The organism is Streptomyces sp. UG1 (assembly GCF_049974585.1).
Taxonomy (GTDB): Bacteria; Actinomycetota; Actinomycetes; order Streptomycetales; family Streptomycetaceae; genus Streptomyces.
In genome coordinates, this window is the sequence record NZ_JBNGGG010000009.1 from 13234 (window position 1) to 33314 (window position 20081).

Sequence of the window (20081 nt, forward strand, 5' to 3'; positions counted from 1 at the left end):
GCACTCAGCCGAGCGGACCTGGGCAGGTCGACAGCGATCGACGCCAACTCGTGGCACTTCAGAAGGCCTTAACCGTACCTTCACGCATCGTCCCGGCGTCATCCGCTCCCCCCAGCGCCTGCGCCAACTCCACCAGAGCGCCCGCCCCGGACACCTCGGTCGCGTGCAGCCGCACGGTGCTCGGCGTCGGCAGCGGCTCCTCGCGCGCCGCCGCCCGGCGGGCCGCCGCGCCGACCATGGCCGCCTCCGCGAGCACGCGAGCCTCGTGCGTCGACCGGCCCTCGGCCAGCGCGGCGCCCCGCGCCCGCTCGCGCACCCGGTCGTCGAAGTACGGCGCCAGCGCCAACAGGGCGTCGTGAATGGCCACTTCACGGCAGTGCAGGCGCTCCGCGGGCGACTGCCACCAGGAGGAGGGCGGCTTGGGGGCGGTCGAGACGAAACCCACCCGGAGCCACAGCGGGTCGAGGCGCCGGTAGTCGCGCAGCCCGCGCCAGTGCCCCACGGCGGCCGGCAGCAGCCGCGGCAGCACGAACCCGGCGGAACAGATCAGCGCGGCCAGCGCGGCCATCGGCGGGGCCACCCGGGTGGAGAGGAAGTCCAGGTCATGGCCGGTCCAACGGGCCACCACGGCCGTGTACTTGGCGAGCTGGAACCCCACCAGGTCCAGCAGCGCCCCCACGAAGATCAGCCACAGGCCCGCCCTGAGCAGCCCGGTGACCTCCCGGCCCCAGCGCACGCACACCACCGTCATCGCCACGATGGCCGCGGTGTGCCCGAGCAGGTACAGCACGATCATCTCGCGCATGCCGGGGGTGTCGGCGTAGTACGTGTCGAGGTCGGTCAGCCGCTCCACCCGCGCGTCCGCCAGCGCGAACAGCACGACGATGGCCACGATCAGCGGGCCGTACACGGCGATGCAGCGCAGCACCAGCCGCCGTACCTGCTCGCGGGGCCCGCCCCGCCAGTTGATCAGCAGGATCAGCAGCGAGCAGCTGTACGCCGAGAGCAGCCCGTACGTCAGCGGCGCGCCGAAGTTCGGGACGCCGGTGAGGTCGTTGACGGCGGCCAGCGTCATCGGCGCCGAGCACAGGAACACCACGGCGCCGAGCACGATCGCCACACAGGTGGAGACGGTCAGCGCGTTGCGCAGGCCCGACGGCGTCCCGGCGGCCGTGCTCGGGCGCCGGAACAGTACGGCGGCGGACAGCGCGAGGACGGCGGCCGCCAGATAGACGACGAGACTCATACGGGGGAGCTCCGTTCCACCGCCGGCGTGGCCGCCCCGCGCACCAGCGGCGAGGAGACCAGCGCGTCCGCGATCCGCACCAGCGCGTCCGGGCCGGGCGCCCGCTGCTGGAACCACTCCGACTCACCGGCGTACCCCGGCAGCCGGAGCGGCGGGGTCCGGTCCCCTGGGGTCTGTGCCGGAGACGGCGTCTCGCGGGCGGCGCCCGGCACACCGCCCCGCCGCGCGGGCGCGGCCGGTGCCCCCGCTCCCACACGGACTTCAGCCTCCCCGACGGGCGCCCGACGCTCCTGCCGCTGCGGCACCGGCCACGCGGTGCGGTCGGTCGGGTCTTCCCTCGCCGGTCCCGGCCACGCGTCGCGGTCGGCCCGCTCCTGCGTGCACACCCTGGCCGCCGCCGCGATCACCGCGGCCCAGGCCGTCGCCGCCGCCCGCTCCGGATCGCCGGTCGTGCGCAGGGCGGCCTCGCGCGTGGTGTCGTACAACTCCCGGTCGACGTAGGCGTCCAGATGGCTGAGCGCGTTGTGGATGCTGGTCTGGCGCCAGACCAACCGGGTGGCGGGGGAGGACCAGCGCGGGCGCGGCAGCCGTAGCCGGCGGCGGGCGAGGATGTCGTCCAGCTCCCGCTCCAGGGGCTCGAGACGCATGTACGTCCGCCGGGCCCGCCGCCACTCGGTGAGCCGGGGTCCGGCCAGCGGGATCAGCACCCCGGCCACCGTCAGCAGGGCGGCCGCGCCCGCGGCGACCAGGGCGCCCTGGGTGGCCGGCGCCCCCCAGTCGCGCCCGGTCCAGCGGGCGGTCACGGCGACGAGCTTGGACCCGCTGTACCCGGCGCCGCACACCGCCCCGGCACCCAGCGTGACCAGCCCCGCGCGCAGCGGGCCGCGCACCTCGCGGGCCCAGCGCAGCGCGGAGACCGCGGTGATGGTGACGGCGGTGAGATGCCCGGCGAGATAGAGCAGGATCATCTCGCGCAGGTAGGGCGTCGTCGCGTAGTAGGTGTCCAGGTCCTCGCGGCGCTCCACCGCGGCCTCGCCCAGCGCGAACAGCACCGCGATGCACAGCACCACACCGGCGTAGCCGGCGACCCAGCGGCGGGCGGTGCGGCGCGCGCCCGGCCCGCCCCGCCACAGGGCGACCAGGATCTGCGAGGCGGCGCCGTAGGCGGTGATCGCCGCGTACGTCAGCGGGGCCGCGAGGTTGGGGATGCCGCTGAGGCGGTTGACGGCGCCGACGGTGGGCGGGGAGCCGAGGAAGAAGCACAGGCCGGCCAGGCCCAGCACGGCACACAGGGTGCGCAGATAGGGGTCGTGCCGGTGGCGGAGCAGGTCCGGGGCGCGCACCAGCAGGCCCAGCCACAGCACGGCGCAGCTCACGTAGGCGATCGGGCCGGTCATCCGCGGGTGCCCCGGTAGTTGAGGGCGGCCCCGATGCGTCCGGCGAGGTCCTGGTCGTCGGTGCCGGCCGCGAACACGGAGTCCGCGGAGGCCTCCAGCCAGGTGCGCAGCCGACGGCCCATCAGCATGCCGAAGCGGTCGGCCTCCTGCTCGTCGGCGAGCGTGAAGTCGGTGCGGGCGGCGGCGGGTTGCCGCCCCGTGCCGCCGCCGGTGTCGCGCCGCTGGTGCATGTGCCACACCTCATGGCAGAAGATCACGATCTGGTGCCATACGGCGGCCCGCTTGTCGACGATGACGTCGTCGTGTGTCTCGCGCTCCAGCCACAGCCCGCTGGCGGTGTGCGGCGGGAACACCTCGCGGTGCACCACGATGGGGCGTCCGCGCCATTGGACGGCCGAGTCGACGACCGCCTGGAACAGGGTCTCGGGTTCCGCGGGGACGGGCACCCGGATGGGACCGATGAGGGCGTCGGCGAGGCGACGCATCTCCCTGTTCGTACGCACGGTTCTCCCCGTGGCCGCTGGACGTTCGACCCTGTGCAATATGCCAAGTCGTCCATCGCCTCAGCCACCTCCGGCACCCGCGCCCGGCCAGGGATGGCCGAAACCGGACCGAAGCCGAACCGGACACGCCGGCGCCGGGGCGCCCGGCGGGTCCTGGGTCTGTCCTAGATGTCCTCGTCCTCCGCGGAGTTCCGCTCCGTGATCATCTCGGCCCATTCGGCCAGCGCCTGGAGCTTGCGCGGCGACATGTGCGGGGCGCGTCGGGCCAGCCGGTAGAACCCGGGAGTGCGCAGCGGGGCCAGCGGGTCGGCCTTGGCCTCCAGGTCGCCCAGCACCGGCTGGAGCGCGGCGTGCAGGGCCTCCGCCTCGTCGGCGGTGAAGAAGCCGGCGGGCAGGTCGAAGTGGCGGCGGATCCGGTCGGCGTGCTCCAGGCTGGGCAGTCCGCTCCTGCGCCACTCGCTCAGCCACTGCCTGCTGGTGCCGGCGATTTTGGCCAGTTCGTCGAGGGAGTAGCGCTTGCCGTCGGGGCGGCGCCGGGTCTCGCGCAGGAAATCGAGCCGCTGCCGGACGCGGTCGCCCAGGCTCGTCTCCGGCACGCTGCGGCCCGCCAGCAGGGCGGTGACCGTGTCCGCGGGGACGCCGGTGGCGTACGACAGCTCCGGCACGTCCAGCACGTCGGCCAGCCGGCCCGGCTGTCCGGTCAACTCCTCCAGGCGCTCGCGCAGTTCGGCGAGCGAGGCGTGGACGTCGGTCACCGAGGTCTCCCCGTTCTCCCTGGGCGCGTTCGCCGGATCGTCGGCTGGGCTGACGGGAGCGTATCGGGTCCCTTCGGTCGCGACCAGCCGTGGTAGGCAGGAATAACTGCCATCTTTCGCAGTGATGGTTGACAGTATCGCTCACCGCGAGCAATGATCACGTCACTGAACGACGCACTCCGTATCCCGCATTCCGCATTCCGCGACGTACGACTTCCGGCCGCGCATCCGCCTCTTGACGCGACCGGAGGAGGGCGAGGCCCGTCTCGACGGGGGACGCGAGCACTGCCGGCTCGCCGTCTGCGAGACGGCCTCGGCCCGGCACGGGGGATCCGGGCGCCGCCTTGGGGGAGCGGCGCCCGGGCGCCCCACCCGACTCACCTCAGTTCCCGACCCGCACACCTTCCGACCGCTCCCCGGTCCGCTCCCGTACGGCCCGGATGCCCTCGGCGTCGCGCAGGGCCCGGGACATGGCGCCGATGTCGCGCAGCAGGTCCGTGGTGTCGGTGTCGGACGGGCCGTCGGCCTCGCGTGCCGCGTTCCTGGCGTCGATCGCGTCCAGGACCGCCACCGCGGCGGCCAGTGCCTTCGCCCGGTCCGGCGGCAGTCCGAGGGCGACGGCGGTGTCGTGGGAGCGTGCGCGCCGGTCCTCGTCGACGAAGCGGGCCAGGGGCAGCAGGACGTCGCGGATGAACGTCTCCCGGCGGATCAGCCTCAGTTCCGGGGTGGCGCGCAGGAGGAGGGGGACGCCGGAGCCGTTGACGGACTTCATCAGCAGGTACAGCGGGCGCAGTTCGTGGTGGGCGAGGCGGAGGCGCCAGCGGTCGTGCAGATACTGGCCGGCGTGCGGAAGGATGAAGCCGACGGCGACCAGGATGGCGGACAGACAGGCGATGGGCGGCGCCACCGCCGTGCTCAGCCAGTCCAGGTTCCGGCCGGTCCAGCGGGCCGCCACGGCGGTCAGCTTGGCGGCGTCGAAGACGAGCTGGAGGGTGTAGCCGACACCCAGGAACTTCAGGCCCCAGCGCAGCCAGGCGTCGAGGCCGTCGGTGCGCATCCAGTTCCAGATCAGCCAGTTGGTGACCAGCGCGGCCGCGGTGTGCGCGAGCAGATACAGCACGATCATCTCGCGCATGTACGGCGTGTTGGCGTAGTACGTGTCCAGGTCCCGCAGCCGCTCCACGGGCACGTCCGCCAGCGCGAACAGCACCCACAGCGCGACGATCACCGAGAAGTAGCCGGCGACGACCCCGCGCATCGCGCGGCGGGTGCGGGGCGAGCGGTCGGACAGGCCGCTGCGCCAGGTGATGATCAGCAGGAGGCAGGACGCGCAGAACGCGGTGAGCAGGGAGTACACCCAGGGGCCCGAGAAGTTCGGGATGCCGGTGAGCCGGTTGACCCGGGCGATCGTCGACGGCGCCACGAACACGAACACCGAGCAGGCGAGCAGCAGCAGTCCGCCGACCGCGCGCAGCAGCGGGTCGTGCCACAGCCGGATGATGCTCGGCAGCTTGATGGCCAGGGCGGCGGCCAGGATCCCGGCGGGGATCCACCAGAAGTTCGGGTAGAACTCGTTGACGAACTCGACCGGCGTCAGCGCGAGGCCCGTCACGGTGCCGTACCTCTCTTGCGACCCCGGTAGCCCAGCGAGCGCTGCACGGGGTCCAGCGGCGGGTCCGCGCGCCCCTCACCCGGCAGCAGCGGCCGGAACGCGGCGGCCAGCCGGTGCCCGAAGTCGTCGGCCTCGGCCTCGTCCCGCTGCCGTGAGCCGTTGCGCGCGGCCACCGCGAGGGCGGTGTCCCGCCAGTCGGACGTGCCCGCGAGGGCGTGCGCGGCCGCCGTGCCGTCGGTGTGGTCGTGGCGGTGCCCGGCCTGCATGTGCCACAGCTCATGGCCGAGGACCACCAACTGCTGCACGGCCTCCGCCCGCTCCTCGACGATGATCAGGTCGAAGTCCTGGAACTCCACCCACAGCCCGGTCACTTCGATCTCGTCCGGGAACCGCTCGAACCGCAGCTCCACGGGCCGCCCGCCGCGCCGCGCGCTCATCTCCGCGCACAGCGCACGGCACAACTCGCCGACATCGGCCGGGAGACGGGGTCTGGCACGCACGGCCGCGCTCAGATCGGAGGCCAGGTCCCGCATCCCGGCTGAGGCGGACGAGCGCCGCAGTCGTAGTGCCGAAGCGACCCGGGCCGCCTTCTCGCGCGCGCCCGCGATATCCATCGCGCCCCCTGTTCTCCCACCGTTCGGCGGGCCGTTCGAGCCTACGCGGCCCGACGTGTCCCCGTCATGCGATGTCATGCGATCGGAATTCATGCACACGGCATTGACTAGAAAGCGCTTGCAACCTACGGTCCGGTTCGACCCCGTTCGAAGCTCCGTGCAAATTCCGATATCCCGAACAGTAAGGGCAGGCAATGGGACGACCTGACCTGAACCGCAGGCAACTTCTGGCCACCCTGGGCGGCCTGACGGTGGCGGGCAGCTTCGGATTCGCCGCACTCGGCACCGGAGCCGACGCACTGGCCTCCGGCGCGGACACCCGGGTGCGCTACTGGAACCTGTTCAGCGGCGGCGACGGCTCCAACATGATCGCGATGCTGGACGCCTTCCGCGCGGCCAACCCCGGCATCGACGTGAAGGACTCCACCCTGCAGTGGGGCAACCCCTTCTACACCAAGCTCGCCATGGCCGCCGCCGGCAACCGCGCACCCGACCTCGGCGTCATGCACCTCGGCCGCGTCACCGGCTTCTCACCCGGCCGCCTCCTGGACCCCTGGGACGTCGAGCTGCTCGCCAAGTACGGCGTGCGCCAAGCGGACTTCAACCCCGGATTGTGGAACCGCGGCGTCATCGACGGCAAGCTCTACGCCCTCCCGCTCGACGTCCACGTACAACTCTGCTTCTACCGCAAGGACGTGCTCAGGAAGGCCGGGCTGCTCGGCGCCGACGGCCGGATCGTGCCCGTGACGTCGGTGGACGAGTGGTTCGACGTGCTCAAGGAGGCCAAGAAGGCCACCAAGAAGGGGCTGCAGACCATCGGCCTGTGGATCAACGACCAGAACTTCCAGTGGTGGTTCTTCGTCGCCTTCTACACCCAGCTCGGCGGCACCTGGTTCAACGCCGCCCGGACCGAGGTCACCTTCGACACCGACAAGGCCGTCCAGGTCCTTCAGTTCCTGCGCCGGCACGTCACCGACGGCTACGCCGTCCCGAGCCTGGCCTCCGTCAACGCCGAGCAGTTCATCAACGGCGCCCCCTTCGCCTGGGAGGGCAACTGGTCGCTGCCGGTCTACTCGGGGGCTGAGCTCGACTACGGCGCGACCCCCCTCCCGCCCGTCTTCGGCGAGCAGGCCACCCACGCCGAGTCCCACTCCTTCGTCCTGCCCCACCAGTCCGACCGCGGCGGCGCCACCAACGAGGCCGCGCACCGGCTCGCCGCCTACGTCGTCACCCACGCCCAGCAGTGGGCGGCCGGCGGCCACATCCCGGCGTACACACCGACCCTGTCCACACCGGCGTACAAGAAGCTGAATCCGCAGAGCGAGTACGTCTCCGCCATGGACCACCAGGCCACCGAGCCGAAGGTGTGGTTCGCGGGCTCCACCGGCATCCTCGCCCAGCGCATCGGCCCGGTCGTCGTCTCCTCGACGCTGCGCTCCGCCGAGCCGGACACCGTCGCCCGCCGCATGAAGAGGGAACTCACCACGCTGCTCGCGATGAAGAACCCCATGGACGGCAGGACCGCCGCACAGGGAGGTACGGCCGCATGACGACCAGCGCACAGACCGTCTTCACCGGCGCACGCGCCACGACCGCCGCCGCGAGCGCCGCCGTCCGCCGCAAGCAGGGCTTCCAGCACGGCGGCTGGTTCGTGGCCCCGTTCCTCGCCCTGTTCACCCTGTTCGTCATCTGGCCCCTGCTGCGCGGCGTCTACCTCAGCCTCACCGACGCCAACATCTCCGGCGAGGGCGAGAGCTTCGTCGGCCTCGACAACTACCGCGAGGCCCTCCAGGACCCCCTGATGTGGGACGCGCTCGGCCACAGCGCGTACTTCACGCTCCTGGTCGTGCCCTGCATCACGGTCATGGCCTTCCTCCTGGCGATGTTGGCGCACCACATAGAACGCGGCAAATGGCTGTGGCGCCTGTGCTTCTTCGCCCCCTTCCTCCTCCCCTCCACGGTCGCGGGCAACCTGTGGCAGTGGCTGTTCAACCCCGGCACCGGCATGATCAACCACGTCTTCGGCATCGAGACCCCGTGGCTGACGGACAAGTCGTACGCGATGCTCGCCATCGTCATCACCACCCTGTGGTGGACGGTCGGCTTCAGCTTCCTGCTCTACCTCGCCGCGCTCCAGTCCATCCCGGACCACCTCTACGAGGCGGCCAAGCTGGACGGCGCGAACGCCTGGCACCGCATGATCCACATCACGCTGCCGATGCTCCGCAACATCACGGGCCTGGTCATCGCCCTCCAGATCCTCGCCTCCCTCCAGGTCTTCGACCAGGCGGTCGTGATGATGGACTTCGGCCCCGGACCGGAGAACAGCACCCGCACCTTCGTCCAGTACACGCTCGAAATGGGCTTCACCAGCTACCGCGTGGGCTACGCCTCCGCGATCTCCGTCATCTTCTTCGTGATCATCGCGGCCGTCGCCCTGGCGCGGATGTGGCTGCTGCGCAACCGTGAGGAGGGCGCCGCCCGATGACCACCAAAGCCTGGACGCCGAGCCAGATCGTCCTCACTCTCCTCGGCGCCGCCGTGTCCGCCGTCTTCCTCGCCCCCTTCGCCTGGGGCCTGTTCACGTCCCTCAAGTCGGAGACGGAGGCCGTGGAAGTCCCGCCGCACTGGCTCCCGCAGGACTGGACGGGCCAGGCCTGGAAGGCCCTCTTCGAGACCGGCAACATCACCAACTGGTTCGTGAACTCGCTGGTGGTCTCGGTCTGCGTGACATCCGTGGTGCTGCTGGTGAGCGCGCTGGCCGGATACGGCTTCGCCCGCACGGAGTTCCGGGGCAAGGGTGTGCTCATGGGCGTGGTGATGGCGGGCCTGATGATCTCCCCGGCGGTCCTCGGCGTACCGCTCTTCACCACCGTCCAGCAGATGGGGATGGTCGACACGTACTGGGGCATGATCCTCCCCCAGTGCGCGCCGGCCGCGATGGTCTACATCCTCTACAAGTTCTTCCAGGGCATCCCGCGCGAGCTGGAGGAGGCCGCGTTCATCGACGGCGCGGGCCGCTGGCGGGTCTTCTTCACGATCGTGGTGCCGCTGGCCCGCCCGTCCCTGGCGGCGGTGGGCATCTTCACCTTCATCGCCTCGTGGAACAACTTCCTCTGGCCCTACATGGTCACCAACAACCCCGACCTGATGACCATGCCGAACGGCATCGCGACCGTCATGAACTCCTACGGCATCCAGTGGGCCCAGCTCATGGCCGGCGGCCTGATGGCGGGCCTGCCTCTGATCGTCGTCTTCGTCTTCTTCCAGCGGCAGATCGTGGCGGGCGTCGCCCACACGGGTCTGGCGGGACAGTGAGAGCGCGCACGTCGATCACCTGCCTGTGAACCAAGAACCACCCACCCCGAAAGGCGCTCATGCACACCGCCCGCTTCACCCTCGACCCCGCCTTCACCGTCGGCGAGGTCAACCCCCGTCTCTTCGGCTCGTTCGTGGAGCACCTCGGACGCTGCGTCTACACCGGCGTCTTCGAGCCGGGGCATCCCTCCGCGGACGATGACGGCATCCGCACGGACGTCCTCGACCTGGTCCGCGAACTCGGCGTCACCGCCGTGCGCTACCCCGGCGGCAACTTCGTCTCCGGGTACAGGTGGGAGGACTCCGTCGGCCCGGTCGAGGACCGCCCCCGGCGCCTGGACCTGGCCTGGCACTCCACCGAGACCAACCACTTCGGCCTCTCCGAGTACATCGCGTTCCTGCGCAAGATCGGCCCCCAGGCCGAGCCCATGATGGCCGTCAACCTCGGCACCCGCGGCGTCGCCGAGGCCCTCGAACTCCAGGAGTACGCCAACCACGCCGAGGGCACGGCCCTGTCCGACCTCCGCGTCTCCCACGGCGACAAGGACCCCTTCGGCATCAGGCTCTGGTGCCTGGGCAACGAGATGGACGGCCCCTGGCAGACCGGCCACAAGACGGCCGAGGAGTACGGCCGGGTCGCCGCCGAGACGGCCCGCGCCATGCGCCAGATCGACCCGGGCATCGAACTGGTGGCCTGCGGCTCCTCCAGCCAGTCCATGCCGACCTTCGCCGAGTGGGAGGCGACGGTCCTCAAGGAGACGTACGACCTGGTCGACTACGTCTCCCTGCACGCCTACTACTGGCCCGAGAACGGCGACGTCGACTCCTTCCTCGCCTCCGCCGTCGACATGGAGTCCTTCATCGAGAACGTCGTCGCGACCGCCGACCACGTGGGCGCGCGGCTGAAGTCGAAGAAGAAGATCAACCTCTCCTTCGACGAGTGGAACGTCTGGTACCTGCCCGAGTGGGAGGAGCACGCCAAGACGCTGACCGACTGGCCGGAGGCGCCGCGCCTGCTGGAGGACAACTACAGCGTCATGGACGCCGTCGTCTTCGGCTCCCTCCTCATCGCCCTCCTCCGCCACGCCGACCGCGTCACCGTCGCCTGTCTCGCGCAGCTCGTGAACGTCATCGCCCCGATCATGACCGAGCCCGGCGGCCCGGCCTGGCGGCAGACGACGTTCTTCCCCTTCGCGCAGGCCTCCCGGTACGGCCGCGGCCAGGTCCTGGACGTGCGGGTGGACTCCCCGACATACGAGACGAAGAAGTACGGCGAGGCCGACCTGCTGCACGCCACCGCCGTACGCGCCGACGACGGCACGGTCACCGTCTTCGCCGTCAACCGCGGCCGCACCGAGGCGCTGCCGCTGGAGGTCGCCCTCGGCGGCCTCGACCTGACCTCGGTCGTCGAGCACAGCGCCCTCGCGGACGCCGACCCCGACGCCCGCAACACCCTGGACGACCCCGAGCGCGTCACCCCGCACCCGGTCGAGGGCACGACCCTGACGGACGGCCGCCTCACCGCCGTACTGGAACCGCTGTCCTGGAACGTGATCCGCCTGGCCTGACCCACCGGCCAACGCGGCAAAAAATGGCTGGAGTTGGCTCCTGCCAGTCATGCTCATGACTTCTACGATGCGTACGCCTTCGGCCTTCACAGAAACCTCACTGTTTCTTCAAGGGCCCCAGGCGCAGCCACCCCCCTCCCCAAGGAGAGAACCATGGCACGTAGACCCATGGCACGTGGACTCCTGCGCTTCCTGCTGAGCGGCGGCGCGCTGGCCGCCCTCCTCACCACGGCGCTTCCCGCCCAGGCGGCCCCCGCGTTCGACAACCCGCCGCCGGACAAGATCGTCATCAAGGTCGCCACGGTGAACGGCTCCGGCTGCCCCCAGGGCACCACCGCCGTCGCCGTCTCCGAGGACAACACCGCGTTCACCGTCACCTACAGCGACTATCTCGCCCAGGTCGGCGGCAACTCCGACCCCACGGCGTTCCGCAAGAACTGCCAGCTCAGCCTGGTCGTGCACGTGCCGCAGGGCTTCACCTACGCCATCGCCAGCGCCGACTACCGCGGCTTCGCCTCCCTCCAGCCCGGTGCGAGCGCCCTCCAGAGAGCCTCGTACTACTTCCAGGGCTCGCCGAACACCCAGTTCCGCAACCACTCCTTCAGCGGCCCGCTCGTCGACAACTGGCAGGCCACCGACGAGACCGACTGGGCCCAACTGGTCTATGCGCCCTGCGGAGTCCAGCGCAACTTCAACATCAACACCGAGCTCCGGGTGAACCTCGGCTCGTCCTCGTCGAGCAAGGTCAGCTTCATGACGATGGACTCGACGGACGGCGACATCAGCACGATCTACCACCTGGCGTGGAAGGAGTGCCCGCGCAAGTGAGAAGGGGGGCCGCCCGCCAAGCGGGCGGCCCTTTCACTCGGGGGTGAGGGCGACCGCCAGGGCGTAGAACCGAGTGATCTGCACGGCGTTGTCGTTGTCGTCCGTGACCAGGTACAGCGGGCGCCGGCCCTGGTACTCGCCCTCCGTCAGCGGCGGGCCGAGGGCCATGCCCTCGATGTTGTCCAGCAGGGGGTTGGTCTGCGGCTGCTTCGCCGGGGCGTCGGAGGGCGGGCATGCGCCGATGTCGACCAGTTCGGTCTTGCGGACGAAAGCGGTGTCCTGCGCGGACGTGAGGGACTCGATGCCGCTCACGTCCGGCAGATTGGCGAACGAGACCTCGAAGACGCGGACGGTGTTGCCCTGGCGCTCGGTGTAGTCGCGTTCCAGGGCCAGGAAGCGGTCCCCGTCACCCACCGCCGCGAGTTCTGCGAGCCGCATGCCCGAGCCCGTTTCGTAGGCGATCTGGCGGTCGACGGCGTACGCGCCGTCCGGACCTCGCGTGTAGCGCAGGATGCGGATCAGGTTGCGGCCCTGCTTGGATCCGTCGCGTCGGAACGGATCCTCCAGGCCCACGTACAGGTACCTGCCGTCCGGGGTGAGGGCCATCGACTCGAAGATCGCGTTGGCGATGCCTTCCTCGGAGAAGCGTGCCGGTACCGGGAGTTCGTCCTCGAGCCGACCGGTCGCGCGGTTGTAGCGGCCGATCGACGGACGGGACTCGTCCGCCACCAGGACGGTCTTTCCGCCGTCTTCCAAGGCGATGGCCTCACCGTCGAAGTCATCCTTGCCGTAGCGGCTGCCGTCGGCCCTGAGCAGCTCCGTCATCGCCGTGACCTCGGGTTCAGGCTTCCCGCCCGTCTCGCCCAGCGCGAGGCGGTACAGGATCGGCGGCGAGTTGTCGGCCAGTGTCAGCACGTCCGACGAACCGGGGACCAGGGCGAGGGAGGACAGGCCGTTGATCTTCTTCCCCCGGAATTTTGTCTTGTTCAGACTGTCGGAGAACCCGAGCAGGGCCGCCCGCGGCGAGCAGCGGTCGGACGGGGTGCCGCCCGTGGGCCACCAGATCGGGGAGGTCGCGGCGGTGGTCGCCAGCAGGGCACCCGCCGCGACGGCCACGACGCGCCCCCTCCTCCGACGCCGCGGCGGGTCGGGTGCCGGGCGGGCCGTGTTGCGGACGAAGGGGAACTGGCCGATCCGGCCGCGGTCCTGCTGCTGTGGTGTGGGTCTGCCCTTTTCCTGCAGCGAGTTGCGGACCTCGTCGTAAATCGTGTCCAGGCTCAGGTAGGCTTCCGGCACGCCGCCGCCCTCGGCGGGGACGCCGTACCGCAACACACGGACGAGCTCTCCCGAGAAGGCCGTGCACTCCTCCTTTGCCGGAGCCAGGGCCTTGACGTTCTCCGCGGCGGAGGTGAGCACATAGCTGCCCTTCACTCCCGCCGCCGTCCGCAGCGGCGTCACCCTCTCGGCCATGCCTCCGAGCGCCCGCCCGCTGTAGCAGCAGTCCAGGATGATGACGCGGCGCCGGGCGCGGTCGTGCTTCAGCAGCGCGTCGCGCAGCCAGTCGTACGGGACCGCCGTGTGCTGCTCGCCGTCCTCCGAGTCGACGACGGTGAGGTGGAAGGCGCCGTGGTGGTCGACGAAGCCGTGCCCGGCGTAGTAGACGATCAACAGGTCGCGGGCCTGCTTGGCCGCCGTGATGACCGGGCCGATCAACGCCTTCGACGACACCGGGTCGGTCACCACGTGGCAGCGCTCTGCGGGCAGGCCCCAGATCTCCCGGTCGGTCAGCACCTCCCTGAGCCGGGTGAGGTTGTTCGCCACCGTCGGCAGCCGCGACATGTGCTGGTAGGCGCTGACGCCGATGAGGACGGCGGCGGAGGCACCGGGGTCGGGTAGCGCCGGCGCCGGAGCCGATGTCGGTGCCTCGGTCACTGGTCGTCGCTTTCGGGAGCCCGGGAGTTCTCGGAGTCGTCGTCCGGGCCGGGCGCCGGGCTGCCCGTACCGCCTGTGCTGTCCTCATTCTCCAGGGCCCGCAGGAAGGCGTTGATCTGCTCTTCGGTGGCGCCGGCCGGCAACTCGGCACGGAAGCGACCCCGCTCGACGACCAGGGGTGACCGTGGCCGCCGGGCCTTGTGCCAGGCGGCCACGGCGATGCCCAGGGAGAGCAGCTGGAATCCCGAGTCCACGATGAACTGCACGATGTCGAGGGTGTCGCCCATGCTGGTGCCGGGCTCGGAGCCCGGCTCCGGTCTTGCGGTTTCCCCGGCCGCCGGACGCAGGGAAATGTCCGCGTCGAGGTGGAGTTCGCGGTCGCGGATCAACCAGTCGTAGAGCTGCTTGGTTTCATCGCCGTACGGATCGTCGGGCAGCCGGAGTCTGACGTCCATGCCCTTCCTACGCCCCCTGCCGGGTCGGGCCACGATGGATCGGTTCCGGTGTCAACGCCCCGTCTGCCACAGGGATGTTGACCCAAGAACAAGCATACGGTCACCGGGGCGGTTGGGGCTGTGCGCGTCTCGATTCGACTCAGATCGAAGGCGCGTGCGCGGCGGGGCGGGCGACGACTGGTGCCTGTACCGGGACGCCGGCTACGAGGGGGAGCTCCAGGTGATCCTGGACGGCCAGGCCCTGACCTGGCTGCGCACATCCGCGACCACGTCACCTCGGTCAGGGAGTGCTGAGGACGCCTGCCGAGGACACCTCGAACTCCCCGTCCGCGTGGCCGTGCGACGGGGTGTCGCTCTGCGTGCCATCCGTTGACGGCGGCCGGGGTGGGGCCCCAATGACTTCTGAGGATGGCAGGAGAGGCGGAACCGCCCAGCATGTGAGTGACGGTACCGACGTACCGAACGGGGATGACTCATATGCCGGTACGCATTCACTTCACCGACGACGACCTTGCTCAGACCAGGCTGGCACAGGCTCCCGACCCCATGTGGGAGGCGCTGCTCAGCATGCACACGCTCCAGACGGACACCGCGTCTGTCGTCTTCGGCGGCTGGCGGCACGCGGTGCGCTGTGAACTGACGGCTCCAGTGGGCTCGTTGCTACGGCTCGCGCCGCCCGTCGGCTACTCGGCGGACTTCCTCACCCCGGCGGCCGGCACGGGCGGCCTGGACGCCGGGATCGGCGCCCTGCTGTCGACCCCACGGCAGCGTCTCCGCCGCGACCTTCTGGAACTGGCCCACAGCGGCCGCCGACTGCCGTCTTGGGCGAGGTCGCTGGCGGAGGGGGACAAGGGCGCGGTCACACATCTGGCACGCCTGTTCCGGAGCTACTTCGCGACCGCGCCGGCCCCCTGGTGGGGCCGTATCCGCACCCGCTTCGAGGCCGAACGCGCCGCGCACAGCAGGGCCTTGGCCCAAGGCGACCTCGGCGGCCTGCTGAACACGCTCCATCCCGGCCTCGTCTGGCGCAAGCCGGTCCTGGAGGTCGCCGGCCTGGGCATCGACCGAGACGTTCACCTCGACGGACGCGGGCTCCTCGTACTCCCGTCCTACTTCTGCCGGCGCAAGCCGACGCTCTTACGGGACCCTTCCCTGCCCTGCGTTGTCGTCTACCCGATGACCCACGAGACGCCCCTGAGCGTCACGCCCGGGACGTCCTCCCTGAACGCCCTCCTGGGCAGCACCCGCGCCGGGATCCTGGAATCCGTCGCGGACCACGGAGTGACAACATCCTGCGCGAGGCCGGCCGTGCTTCACACGGTGACGCCGCTGGGGCTGGCTTTGCTGGACCGGCGTTGGGCGTGAACCGATGAGACGAACGCCCCCCAGGACTCCGGCGAGAACGCAAGCTGATGCTCGTCCGGGGTCTTGGAGTCCCGGACGTGGATGGTGTGGGGGCAGGTGGCTACCTCGACGCAGTCGCCCGAACCGCTGCTGCTGTAGCTGGACTTGAACCAAGTAAATTCGCTGGTGCTCATAGGTCTCCTCGCAACCGCTGCAACAGGCTCACGGAGTCTTCGGGAGAGAGAGCCTGCGCACGCATCCTGGCATATCGCCTCTGGAGGATGCCCACCACCTTTGGGTCCGAGATGAGCTGGCCGCATTCCGGCCCCTCGATGTACGCGAACCACTTGTTCTCGGGAGTCTCCAGCAACTGCATGGGTCCGTGCAGCCCGGCATGGGATTCCCGCATCACCGGCATGATCTGGATCTCGACGTTCCGCACGGCGCAGATCTCCAGTACGTGATCGATGAGCGCCCGTGCGACCTGCGCACCGCCCGTGTGCCTCAGGAACAGGTGCTCCTCGAGGATGAAGCTGAACTCGGTGTTCGGCCGTTCCCGGAGCAGCCGCTGTCGTTCCGCTCGCGCTTCCCACTGGGCTTCGATCTGCTCGTCGGTCAGCGGGGGCAACTCATCGTCGAACAGTTGGCGAGCGTACGCCTCTGTCTGCAACAGCCCTGGAATCAACCGGCACTCGTACGTGCACAACGTGATCGCGGCCTGCTCCAGCTTCGCCCACCGCCGAAACCACGCCGCCAACCCCGGCTGCCGGGCCAGATGCCGAGCCGCCTTCCGCAAGGCCCCCGTATTCCCCAGCACCGGCTCCGCCCGATCCGCGAACGTCGGATCCGGCATCCGCCGCCCCAACTCCAGCGAGGTCACCGTATGTTTCGACAGCCCCACCAGGTTTCCGAACTCCTCCCGGCTCAGCCCCACATGCTCCCGCAGGGCCTGTGCAACCGCCCCGAACGTCCGCATACTGTCCGAGGACTCCGGCTCACCGCACGTACCCGCACCCGTACCATCGACCACGGTAGGTCACCTCCCGCGCACATGGTCACGGTCAGTCACGCGTACTGTCCAGCGCGTAACCGCGTACGCTCCCGCACCGTACGCGGCACTCACCTGGTGAACCACCCTCCACAGCCGCCAGATTGAGCGCATGCCAGTACCGCTCACCCAGCGCCTCAGCGCAACTCCCCGCGGCGCCCGCCTCGCCCGGCACCTCACCCTGACCCAGCTCCAGGCGTGGGGCATCCCGTACGGCAGTGGCGTCTCCGAGGCCGTCGCCGTGATCGTCGCGGAACTCGCCGCCAACGCCGTCACCCATGGCCGCGTTCCCGGGCGGGACTTCGAGCTGCGGCTGTCCCGGCCCACGGGCAGCGTCCGGATCGAGGTCAGCGACACCCTCACCGAACAGCGTCCACCGAAGCCAGGTGACGTACGGCCTGCGCATCCCCTCGATGAACACGGCCGTGGACTCGTGCTCGTCGAGGCGCTGGCCTCCCGGTGGGAGGTGCTGGACCGGGACCCGGCTCCCGGCAAGACGGTCCGTGCGGAAGTGGACCTGCGGGGCTGCGCGAACCATTGACGCGCAAGGTGTTCGATTCTACGGTCCCGTCCGAAGTGGCGATCGTTGTTCGACATACAGAACAGGAGCGTCCCCCCATGAGCCGCAAGCGCACCGCTCTTCTCGCCCTCCCCGCCGCCGCTCTCCTCGCCCTCATCCCGTCCTCGGCGTCGGCCTACCCCAACCCCGGCCGGGTCACCGGCTCCGTCGTCACCCACGACCCGACGATGCTGCGCACCTCGTCCGGCCAGTACCTGCTGTACGCCACCGGCGGCGGCATCGCCAGCAAGACGTCGTCCGACCGCACCGCGTTCAGCGCGGGCGCCGACGCCTTCGGGAGCCGTCCGGGCTGGTGGCGGAACTACTCCTCCGTGCCGGAGGCCTGGGCGCCGGATATCTCGTACCACGGCGGCAAGTACCTGATGTACTACTCCGTCTCGAAGTTCCGCTCGAACACCTCGGCCATCGGGCTCGCCACCTCCAGCACCGGGCAGCCGGGCAGCTGGACCGACCAGGGCACCGTCTACACGTCGAGCTCGTCCAGCGACTACAACGCCATCGACCCGAACCTCTTCGTCGACGGCGACGGCAAGTGGTGGCTGTCCTTCGGCAGTTTTTGGACCGGGATCAAGATGATCCAGATCAACCCGTCCACCGGGAAACAGCTCTCCTCCAACACCACGCGGTACTCGCTCGCCTCCCGCGGGACCGGTCCCAACGCCGTCGAGGCTCCGTACATCGTGAAACGCGGCAGCTACTACTACCTCTTCGCCTCCTACGACACCTGCTGCGCCGGCACCAGCTCCACCTACAAGGTGAAGGTCGGCCGCGCCACCAGCGTCACCGGGCCGTACCGCGACAGGAACGGCGTCTCGATGATGAACAACGGTGGGACGCCCGTTCTCGAGTCCCACGGCAGCGTCATCGGCCCCGGCGGCCAGTCGATCATGAACGACGTCGACGGCGACCTGATCGTCTACCACTACTACGACGGCAACGACAACGGCACACCCAAGCTGGGCATCAACCTTCTGAACTGGAGCAGCGGATGGCCCGTCGCCTACTGACCCAGCTGTAACGCCCCCAGGGGCGCGGGGCTGTATCGATATGCGGCTCCGCCGCGTGGGCGCGACAAGCCACAACGAACCCGCAGCCGCACAAGTCCCTCACCCCCCCACGGCGAATAGGCGCTACCCGGCCTGCATCCCGGCCGCATTGGGCCAACTCTGCGCATTGGGCCACCCAGTAGCCGGCGCCGGAGACAACCCCGGCCCGGTGGTACCCCGCACCTGCGCGGCCGTAAGCCCTCCACGGGCCGGCACTCCGGGCGGCGTGGGACTGGGCGGCGGCACCACCGCCGCAGCCGGCGCCACCGGCGACGGGAACGGCATCGGTGCCGGAGGGGCCGGGGCGGGCGCAGGAGCGGCGGCGGCAGGCGCGGCAGGCGCAGGCGCCGGCATCGGAGCAACCGGCGCCGGCGCCGGCATCGGGGCCACAGGAGCCGGCGTCGGCATGGGCACCCCGGTCCCCTGCGGAGCCCCCTGCGGCTGAGGCGCCGCAGCCGCAGGCATTCCCGCGCCCACGGCCTGAGCGGCAAGACCCTGGACCCCGGCGCCGTTGGTGGAGCTGACCAACCGGTCCACGGCCGCCGTACCCGAGCTGTAGTTGGTCCCTGTACCGAGCTCGGGTACGGCGGCTCCCCTCCTGGTCCCGTAGAGCACCTGTTCCAGGCCGGACACCAGGCGACGCACGTCCACCTGGGGGCGCACCACGAGTCGCAGGAAGCGGCTGGACGAACCGATCTTGTTGCCGCACTCGCGGACCAGGATCCGGTGCTCGGTGAGCAGCCGGTCGCGGACCACGGTGCCTTCCGCGCCCACGGGGAGGCGCACGAAGAGGAAGTTGCCCTGCGACGGGTAGACCGTCAGGCCGGGCAGCTGGGCCAGATGGCTCGCCATGTCGAGGCGGTCCCGGCGCACCTGCTGAAGGCTCTGCGCGTACTCGGGGCCGTGCTCCTTCAGCATGAACACCACGTGCTCGGCGAAGGCGTTGAGGTTCCACTTCGGCAGCATGGAGCGGACCATGCCGGCCAGCGCGGGGTTGGCGACGAGGTAGCCGAAGCGGATGCCGTGCAGGCCGAAGTTCTTGCCGAGGCTGCGCAGGACGATGACGTTCGGGCGGAGCATCGCCTCCTGGACGACCGACGGTTCCTGCTCGGCGTCGGCGAACTCGAGGAACGACTCGTCGATGATGACCAGGTCCAGGTCGGCCATCGCGTCCATGAACTGCACCAGCGCGTGCTTGTGGAGGTAGCCGCCGTCGGGGTTGTTCGGGTTGCAGATGACCGCCACCCGGGTCCCCCTGGCCCGGATGAACTCGGCGTACTGGGCGAGGTCCAGGGCGAATCCGCTGGACTCCTGGAGCGGGAACATGTCGACCCGCTTGCCGGTCTCCATCGGCTGGTCGGTCCAGCGGCCGAAGGTGGGGACGGGGACGGCGAGGGACTCCCGGACCATCAGGTGGTCGATCCAGGTGATCAGCTCCGTGGAGCCGTTGCCCATCGCCACGCACTGCGGCGGAAGCTGGAGCAGGCTGCACAGTTCGGCCGTGATCGTGTCGGCGCTGCTCGGGTAGAAGGTGATGATGTCCCGCAGCTTCCCCGCCATCTCCTGGAACATCTCCGGGGTCGGGAAGTACGGATTGCAGGGGATGCAGAAGTCGACCGGACCGGCCCCGTCGCCGCCCTCCCGCGTCAGCGCCGCCATCGACGGGCTGTGTGCCGCGGTGCTGCGGAACAGCGAGGTGACGTTGTCGGCCATGGAACCTCCGTATGGGGCGGGCCCGGTGGGGACGATCGGGCCCGTCGTCTTGGGTGGCCCGCGCGGGGGAGCGCGGGCCGTCCTTACATACGGAGGCTGGAGGTACCTCGTTCAATAGATGT

Annotated in this window: 20 protein-coding genes; 9 read left to right on the forward strand and 11 right to left on the reverse strand. The window is 70.2% G+C overall.

All coding sequences use genetic code 11. The features are described from left to right. Nucleotides 1-58: 58 nt before the first annotated feature. From ACP4J3_RS11990 to ACP4J3_RS12015, 6 genes are all read right to left on the reverse strand, one after another. On the reverse strand, nt 59-1246 hold the full coding sequence (locus ACP4J3_RS11990; protein ID WP_426533277.1) for an MAB_1171c family putative transporter: 1188 nt from the start codon (nt 1244-1246) through the stop codon (nt 59-61). After that, nucleotides 1243-2643 carry an MAB_1171c family putative transporter gene (locus ACP4J3_RS11995; protein WP_426533279.1) on the reverse strand — a complete coding sequence of 467 codons (1401 nt, stop codon included), beginning with the start codon at nt 2641-2643 and terminating at the stop codon, nt 1243-1245. The genes ACP4J3_RS11990 and ACP4J3_RS11995 overlap by 4 nt, the downstream gene beginning before the upstream one ends. Beyond that, on the reverse strand, nt 2640-3146 hold the full coding sequence (locus ACP4J3_RS12000) for a toxin (RefSeq protein WP_426533281.1): 507 nt from the start codon (nt 3144-3146) through the stop codon (nt 2640-2642). Before ACP4J3_RS12000 ends, ACP4J3_RS11995 begins: the two co-directional genes overlap by 4 nt. Before the next feature lie 164 nt (nt 3147-3310). Continuing rightward, the gene (locus ACP4J3_RS12005) at nt 3311-3901 is read right to left on the reverse strand and encodes an XRE family transcriptional regulator (RefSeq protein WP_426533283.1); all 591 of its coding nucleotides are present in this window, start codon (nt 3899-3901) and stop codon (nt 3311-3313) included. A gap of 382 nt (nt 3902-4283) precedes the next feature. Further along, on the reverse strand, nt 4284-5513 hold the full coding sequence (locus ACP4J3_RS12010) for a DUF6545 domain-containing protein (RefSeq protein ID WP_426533285.1): 1230 nt from the start codon (nt 5511-5513) through the stop codon (nt 4284-4286). Next, nucleotides 5510-6127 (reverse strand): toxin-antitoxin system, toxin component family protein, encoded by a 618-nt coding sequence (locus ACP4J3_RS12015; protein ID WP_426533287.1) that lies wholly within the window; start codon nt 6125-6127, stop codon nt 5510-5512. The genes ACP4J3_RS12010 and ACP4J3_RS12015 overlap by 4 nt, the downstream gene beginning before the upstream one ends. Before the next feature lie 194 nt (nt 6128-6321). Between ACP4J3_RS12015 and ACP4J3_RS12020 the strand changes: the two genes are divergently transcribed. From ACP4J3_RS12020 to ACP4J3_RS12040, 5 genes are all read left to right on the forward strand, one after another. Next, complete coding sequence (locus tag ACP4J3_RS12020) at nt 6322-7677, forward strand: extracellular solute-binding protein (protein WP_426533289.1); 1356 nt, start codon at nt 6322-6324, stop codon at nt 7675-7677. Further along, complete coding sequence (locus ACP4J3_RS12025; protein ID WP_426533291.1) at nt 7674-8615, forward strand: carbohydrate ABC transporter permease; 942 nt, start codon at nt 7674-7676, stop codon at nt 8613-8615. Before ACP4J3_RS12020 ends, ACP4J3_RS12025 begins: the two co-directional genes overlap by 4 nt. After that, nucleotides 8612-9445, forward strand: coding sequence for a carbohydrate ABC transporter permease (locus tag ACP4J3_RS12030; protein WP_426533293.1), 834 nt, complete (start codon nt 8612-8614; stop codon nt 9443-9445). The genes ACP4J3_RS12025 and ACP4J3_RS12030 overlap by 4 nt, the downstream gene beginning before the upstream one ends. Nucleotides 9446-9504: 59 nt before the next feature. Further along, nucleotides 9505-11013: an alpha-N-arabinofuranosidase gene (locus tag ACP4J3_RS12035; protein WP_426533295.1), complete on the forward strand. Its 1509-nt coding sequence runs from the start codon at nt 9505-9507 to the stop codon at nt 11011-11013. Between the two features lie 168 nt (nt 11014-11181). Beyond that, the gene (locus ACP4J3_RS12040) at nt 11182-11841 is read left to right on the forward strand and encodes a DUF4360 domain-containing protein (protein ID WP_426533629.1); all 660 of its coding nucleotides are present in this window, start codon (nt 11182-11184) and stop codon (nt 11839-11841) included. Between the two features lie 33 nt (nt 11842-11874). Here ACP4J3_RS12040 and ACP4J3_RS12045 read toward each other — a convergent pair whose 3' ends face one another. After that, nucleotides 11875-13773 carry a caspase, EACC1-associated type gene (locus ACP4J3_RS12045; protein WP_426533297.1) on the reverse strand — a complete coding sequence of 633 codons (1899 nt, stop codon included), beginning with the start codon at nt 13771-13773 and terminating at the stop codon, nt 11875-11877. Further along, on the reverse strand, nt 13770-14228 hold the full coding sequence (locus ACP4J3_RS12050; RefSeq protein ID WP_426533299.1) for an effector-associated constant component EACC1: 459 nt from the start codon (nt 14226-14228) through the stop codon (nt 13770-13772). The genes ACP4J3_RS12045 and ACP4J3_RS12050 overlap by 4 nt, the downstream gene beginning before the upstream one ends. A 154-nt stretch (nt 14229-14382) precedes the next feature. Here ACP4J3_RS12050 and ACP4J3_RS12055 point away from each other — a divergent pair, with 154 nt between their 5' ends. Beyond that, nucleotides 14383-14601: a hypothetical protein gene (locus ACP4J3_RS12055; protein WP_426533301.1), complete on the forward strand. Its 219-nt coding sequence runs from the start codon at nt 14383-14385 to the stop codon at nt 14599-14601. A gap of 104 nt (nt 14602-14705) precedes the next feature. Then, on the forward strand, nt 14706-15593 hold the full coding sequence (locus ACP4J3_RS12060) for an ArsR/SmtB family transcription factor (protein WP_426533303.1): 888 nt from the start codon (nt 14706-14708) through the stop codon (nt 15591-15593). Here ACP4J3_RS12060 and ACP4J3_RS12065 read toward each other — a convergent pair. Together ACP4J3_RS12065 and ACP4J3_RS12070 are read right to left on the reverse strand one after the other, a co-directional pair. After that, nucleotides 15542-15766 carry a DUF397 domain-containing protein gene (locus ACP4J3_RS12065; RefSeq protein WP_426533305.1) on the reverse strand — a complete coding sequence of 75 codons (225 nt, stop codon included), beginning with the start codon at nt 15764-15766 and terminating at the stop codon, nt 15542-15544. The genes ACP4J3_RS12060 and ACP4J3_RS12065 overlap by 52 nt on opposite strands. Beyond that, on the reverse strand, nt 15763-16602 hold the full coding sequence (locus tag ACP4J3_RS12070; RefSeq protein WP_426533307.1) for a helix-turn-helix domain-containing protein: 840 nt from the start codon (nt 16600-16602) through the stop codon (nt 15763-15765). Before ACP4J3_RS12070 ends, ACP4J3_RS12065 begins: the two co-directional genes overlap by 4 nt. A 130-nt stretch (nt 16603-16732) precedes the next feature. On the opposite strand from ACP4J3_RS12070, the gene ACP4J3_RS12075 reads away from it, so the two are divergent. After that, nucleotides 16733-17161, forward strand: a complete 429-nt coding sequence (locus ACP4J3_RS12075; protein ID WP_426533309.1) for an ATP-binding protein — start codon at nt 16733-16735, stop codon at nt 17159-17161. A 77-nt stretch (nt 17162-17238) separates the two neighbouring features. Continuing rightward, nucleotides 17239-18207 carry an arabinan endo-1,5-alpha-L-arabinosidase gene (locus tag ACP4J3_RS12080; RefSeq protein ID WP_426533311.1) on the forward strand — a complete coding sequence of 323 codons (969 nt, stop codon included), beginning with the start codon at nt 17239-17241 and terminating at the stop codon, nt 18205-18207. A 123-nt stretch (nt 18208-18330) separates the two neighbouring features. Here ACP4J3_RS12080 and ACP4J3_RS12085 read toward each other — a convergent pair whose 3' ends face one another. Beyond that, the gene (locus ACP4J3_RS12085) at nt 18331-19959 is read right to left on the reverse strand and encodes a pyridoxal phosphate-dependent aminotransferase (protein ID WP_426533313.1); all 1629 of its coding nucleotides are present in this window, start codon (nt 19957-19959) and stop codon (nt 18331-18333) included. Between the last annotated feature and the right edge of the window lie 122 nt (nt 19960-20081).

What these genes read in the sequence shown, in the direction of transcription:
- ACP4J3_RS11990 (WP_426533277.1), bottom strand. Translation starts at nt 1,246, where the DNA reads ATGAGTCTCGTCGTCTATCTGGCGGCCGCCGTCCTCGCGCTGTCCGCC.
- ACP4J3_RS11995 (WP_426533279.1), bottom strand. Translation starts at nt 2,643, where the DNA reads ATGACCGGCCCGATCGCCTACGTGAGCTGCGCCGTGCTGTGGCTGGGC.
- ACP4J3_RS12015 (WP_426533287.1), bottom strand. Translation starts at nt 6,127, where the DNA reads ATGGATATCGCGGGCGCGCGCGAGAAGGCGGCCCGGGTCGCTTCGGCA.
- ACP4J3_RS12020 (WP_426533289.1), top strand. Translation starts at nt 6,322, where the DNA reads ATGGGACGACCTGACCTGAACCGCAGGCAACTTCTGGCCACCCTGGGC.
- ACP4J3_RS12025 (WP_426533291.1), top strand. Translation starts at nt 7,674, where the DNA reads ATGACGACCAGCGCACAGACCGTCTTCACCGGCGCACGCGCCACGACC.
- ACP4J3_RS12030 (WP_426533293.1), top strand. Translation starts at nt 8,612, where the DNA reads ATGACCACCAAAGCCTGGACGCCGAGCCAGATCGTCCTCACTCTCCTC.
- ACP4J3_RS12035 (WP_426533295.1), top strand. Translation starts at nt 9,505, where the DNA reads ATGCACACCGCCCGCTTCACCCTCGACCCCGCCTTCACCGTCGGCGAG.
- ACP4J3_RS12040 (WP_426533629.1), top strand. Translation starts at nt 11,182, where the DNA reads ATGGCACGTGGACTCCTGCGCTTCCTGCTGAGCGGCGGCGCGCTGGCC.
- ACP4J3_RS12050 (WP_426533299.1), bottom strand. Translation starts at nt 14,228, where the DNA reads ATGGACGTCAGACTCCGGCTGCCCGACGATCCGTACGGCGATGAAACC.
- ACP4J3_RS12060 (WP_426533303.1), top strand. Translation starts at nt 14,706, where the DNA reads ATGCCGGTACGCATTCACTTCACCGACGACGACCTTGCTCAGACCAGG.
- ACP4J3_RS12065 (WP_426533305.1), bottom strand. Translation starts at nt 15,766, where the DNA reads ATGAGCACCAGCGAATTTACTTGGTTCAAGTCCAGCTACAGCAGCAGC.
- ACP4J3_RS12075 (WP_426533309.1), top strand. Translation starts at nt 16,733, where the DNA reads ATGCCAGTACCGCTCACCCAGCGCCTCAGCGCAACTCCCCGCGGCGCC.
- ACP4J3_RS12080 (WP_426533311.1), top strand. Translation starts at nt 17,239, where the DNA reads ATGAGCCGCAAGCGCACCGCTCTTCTCGCCCTCCCCGCCGCCGCTCTC.
- ACP4J3_RS12085 (WP_426533313.1), bottom strand. Translation starts at nt 19,959, where the DNA reads ATGGCCGACAACGTCACCTCGCTGTTCCGCAGCACCGCGGCACACAGC.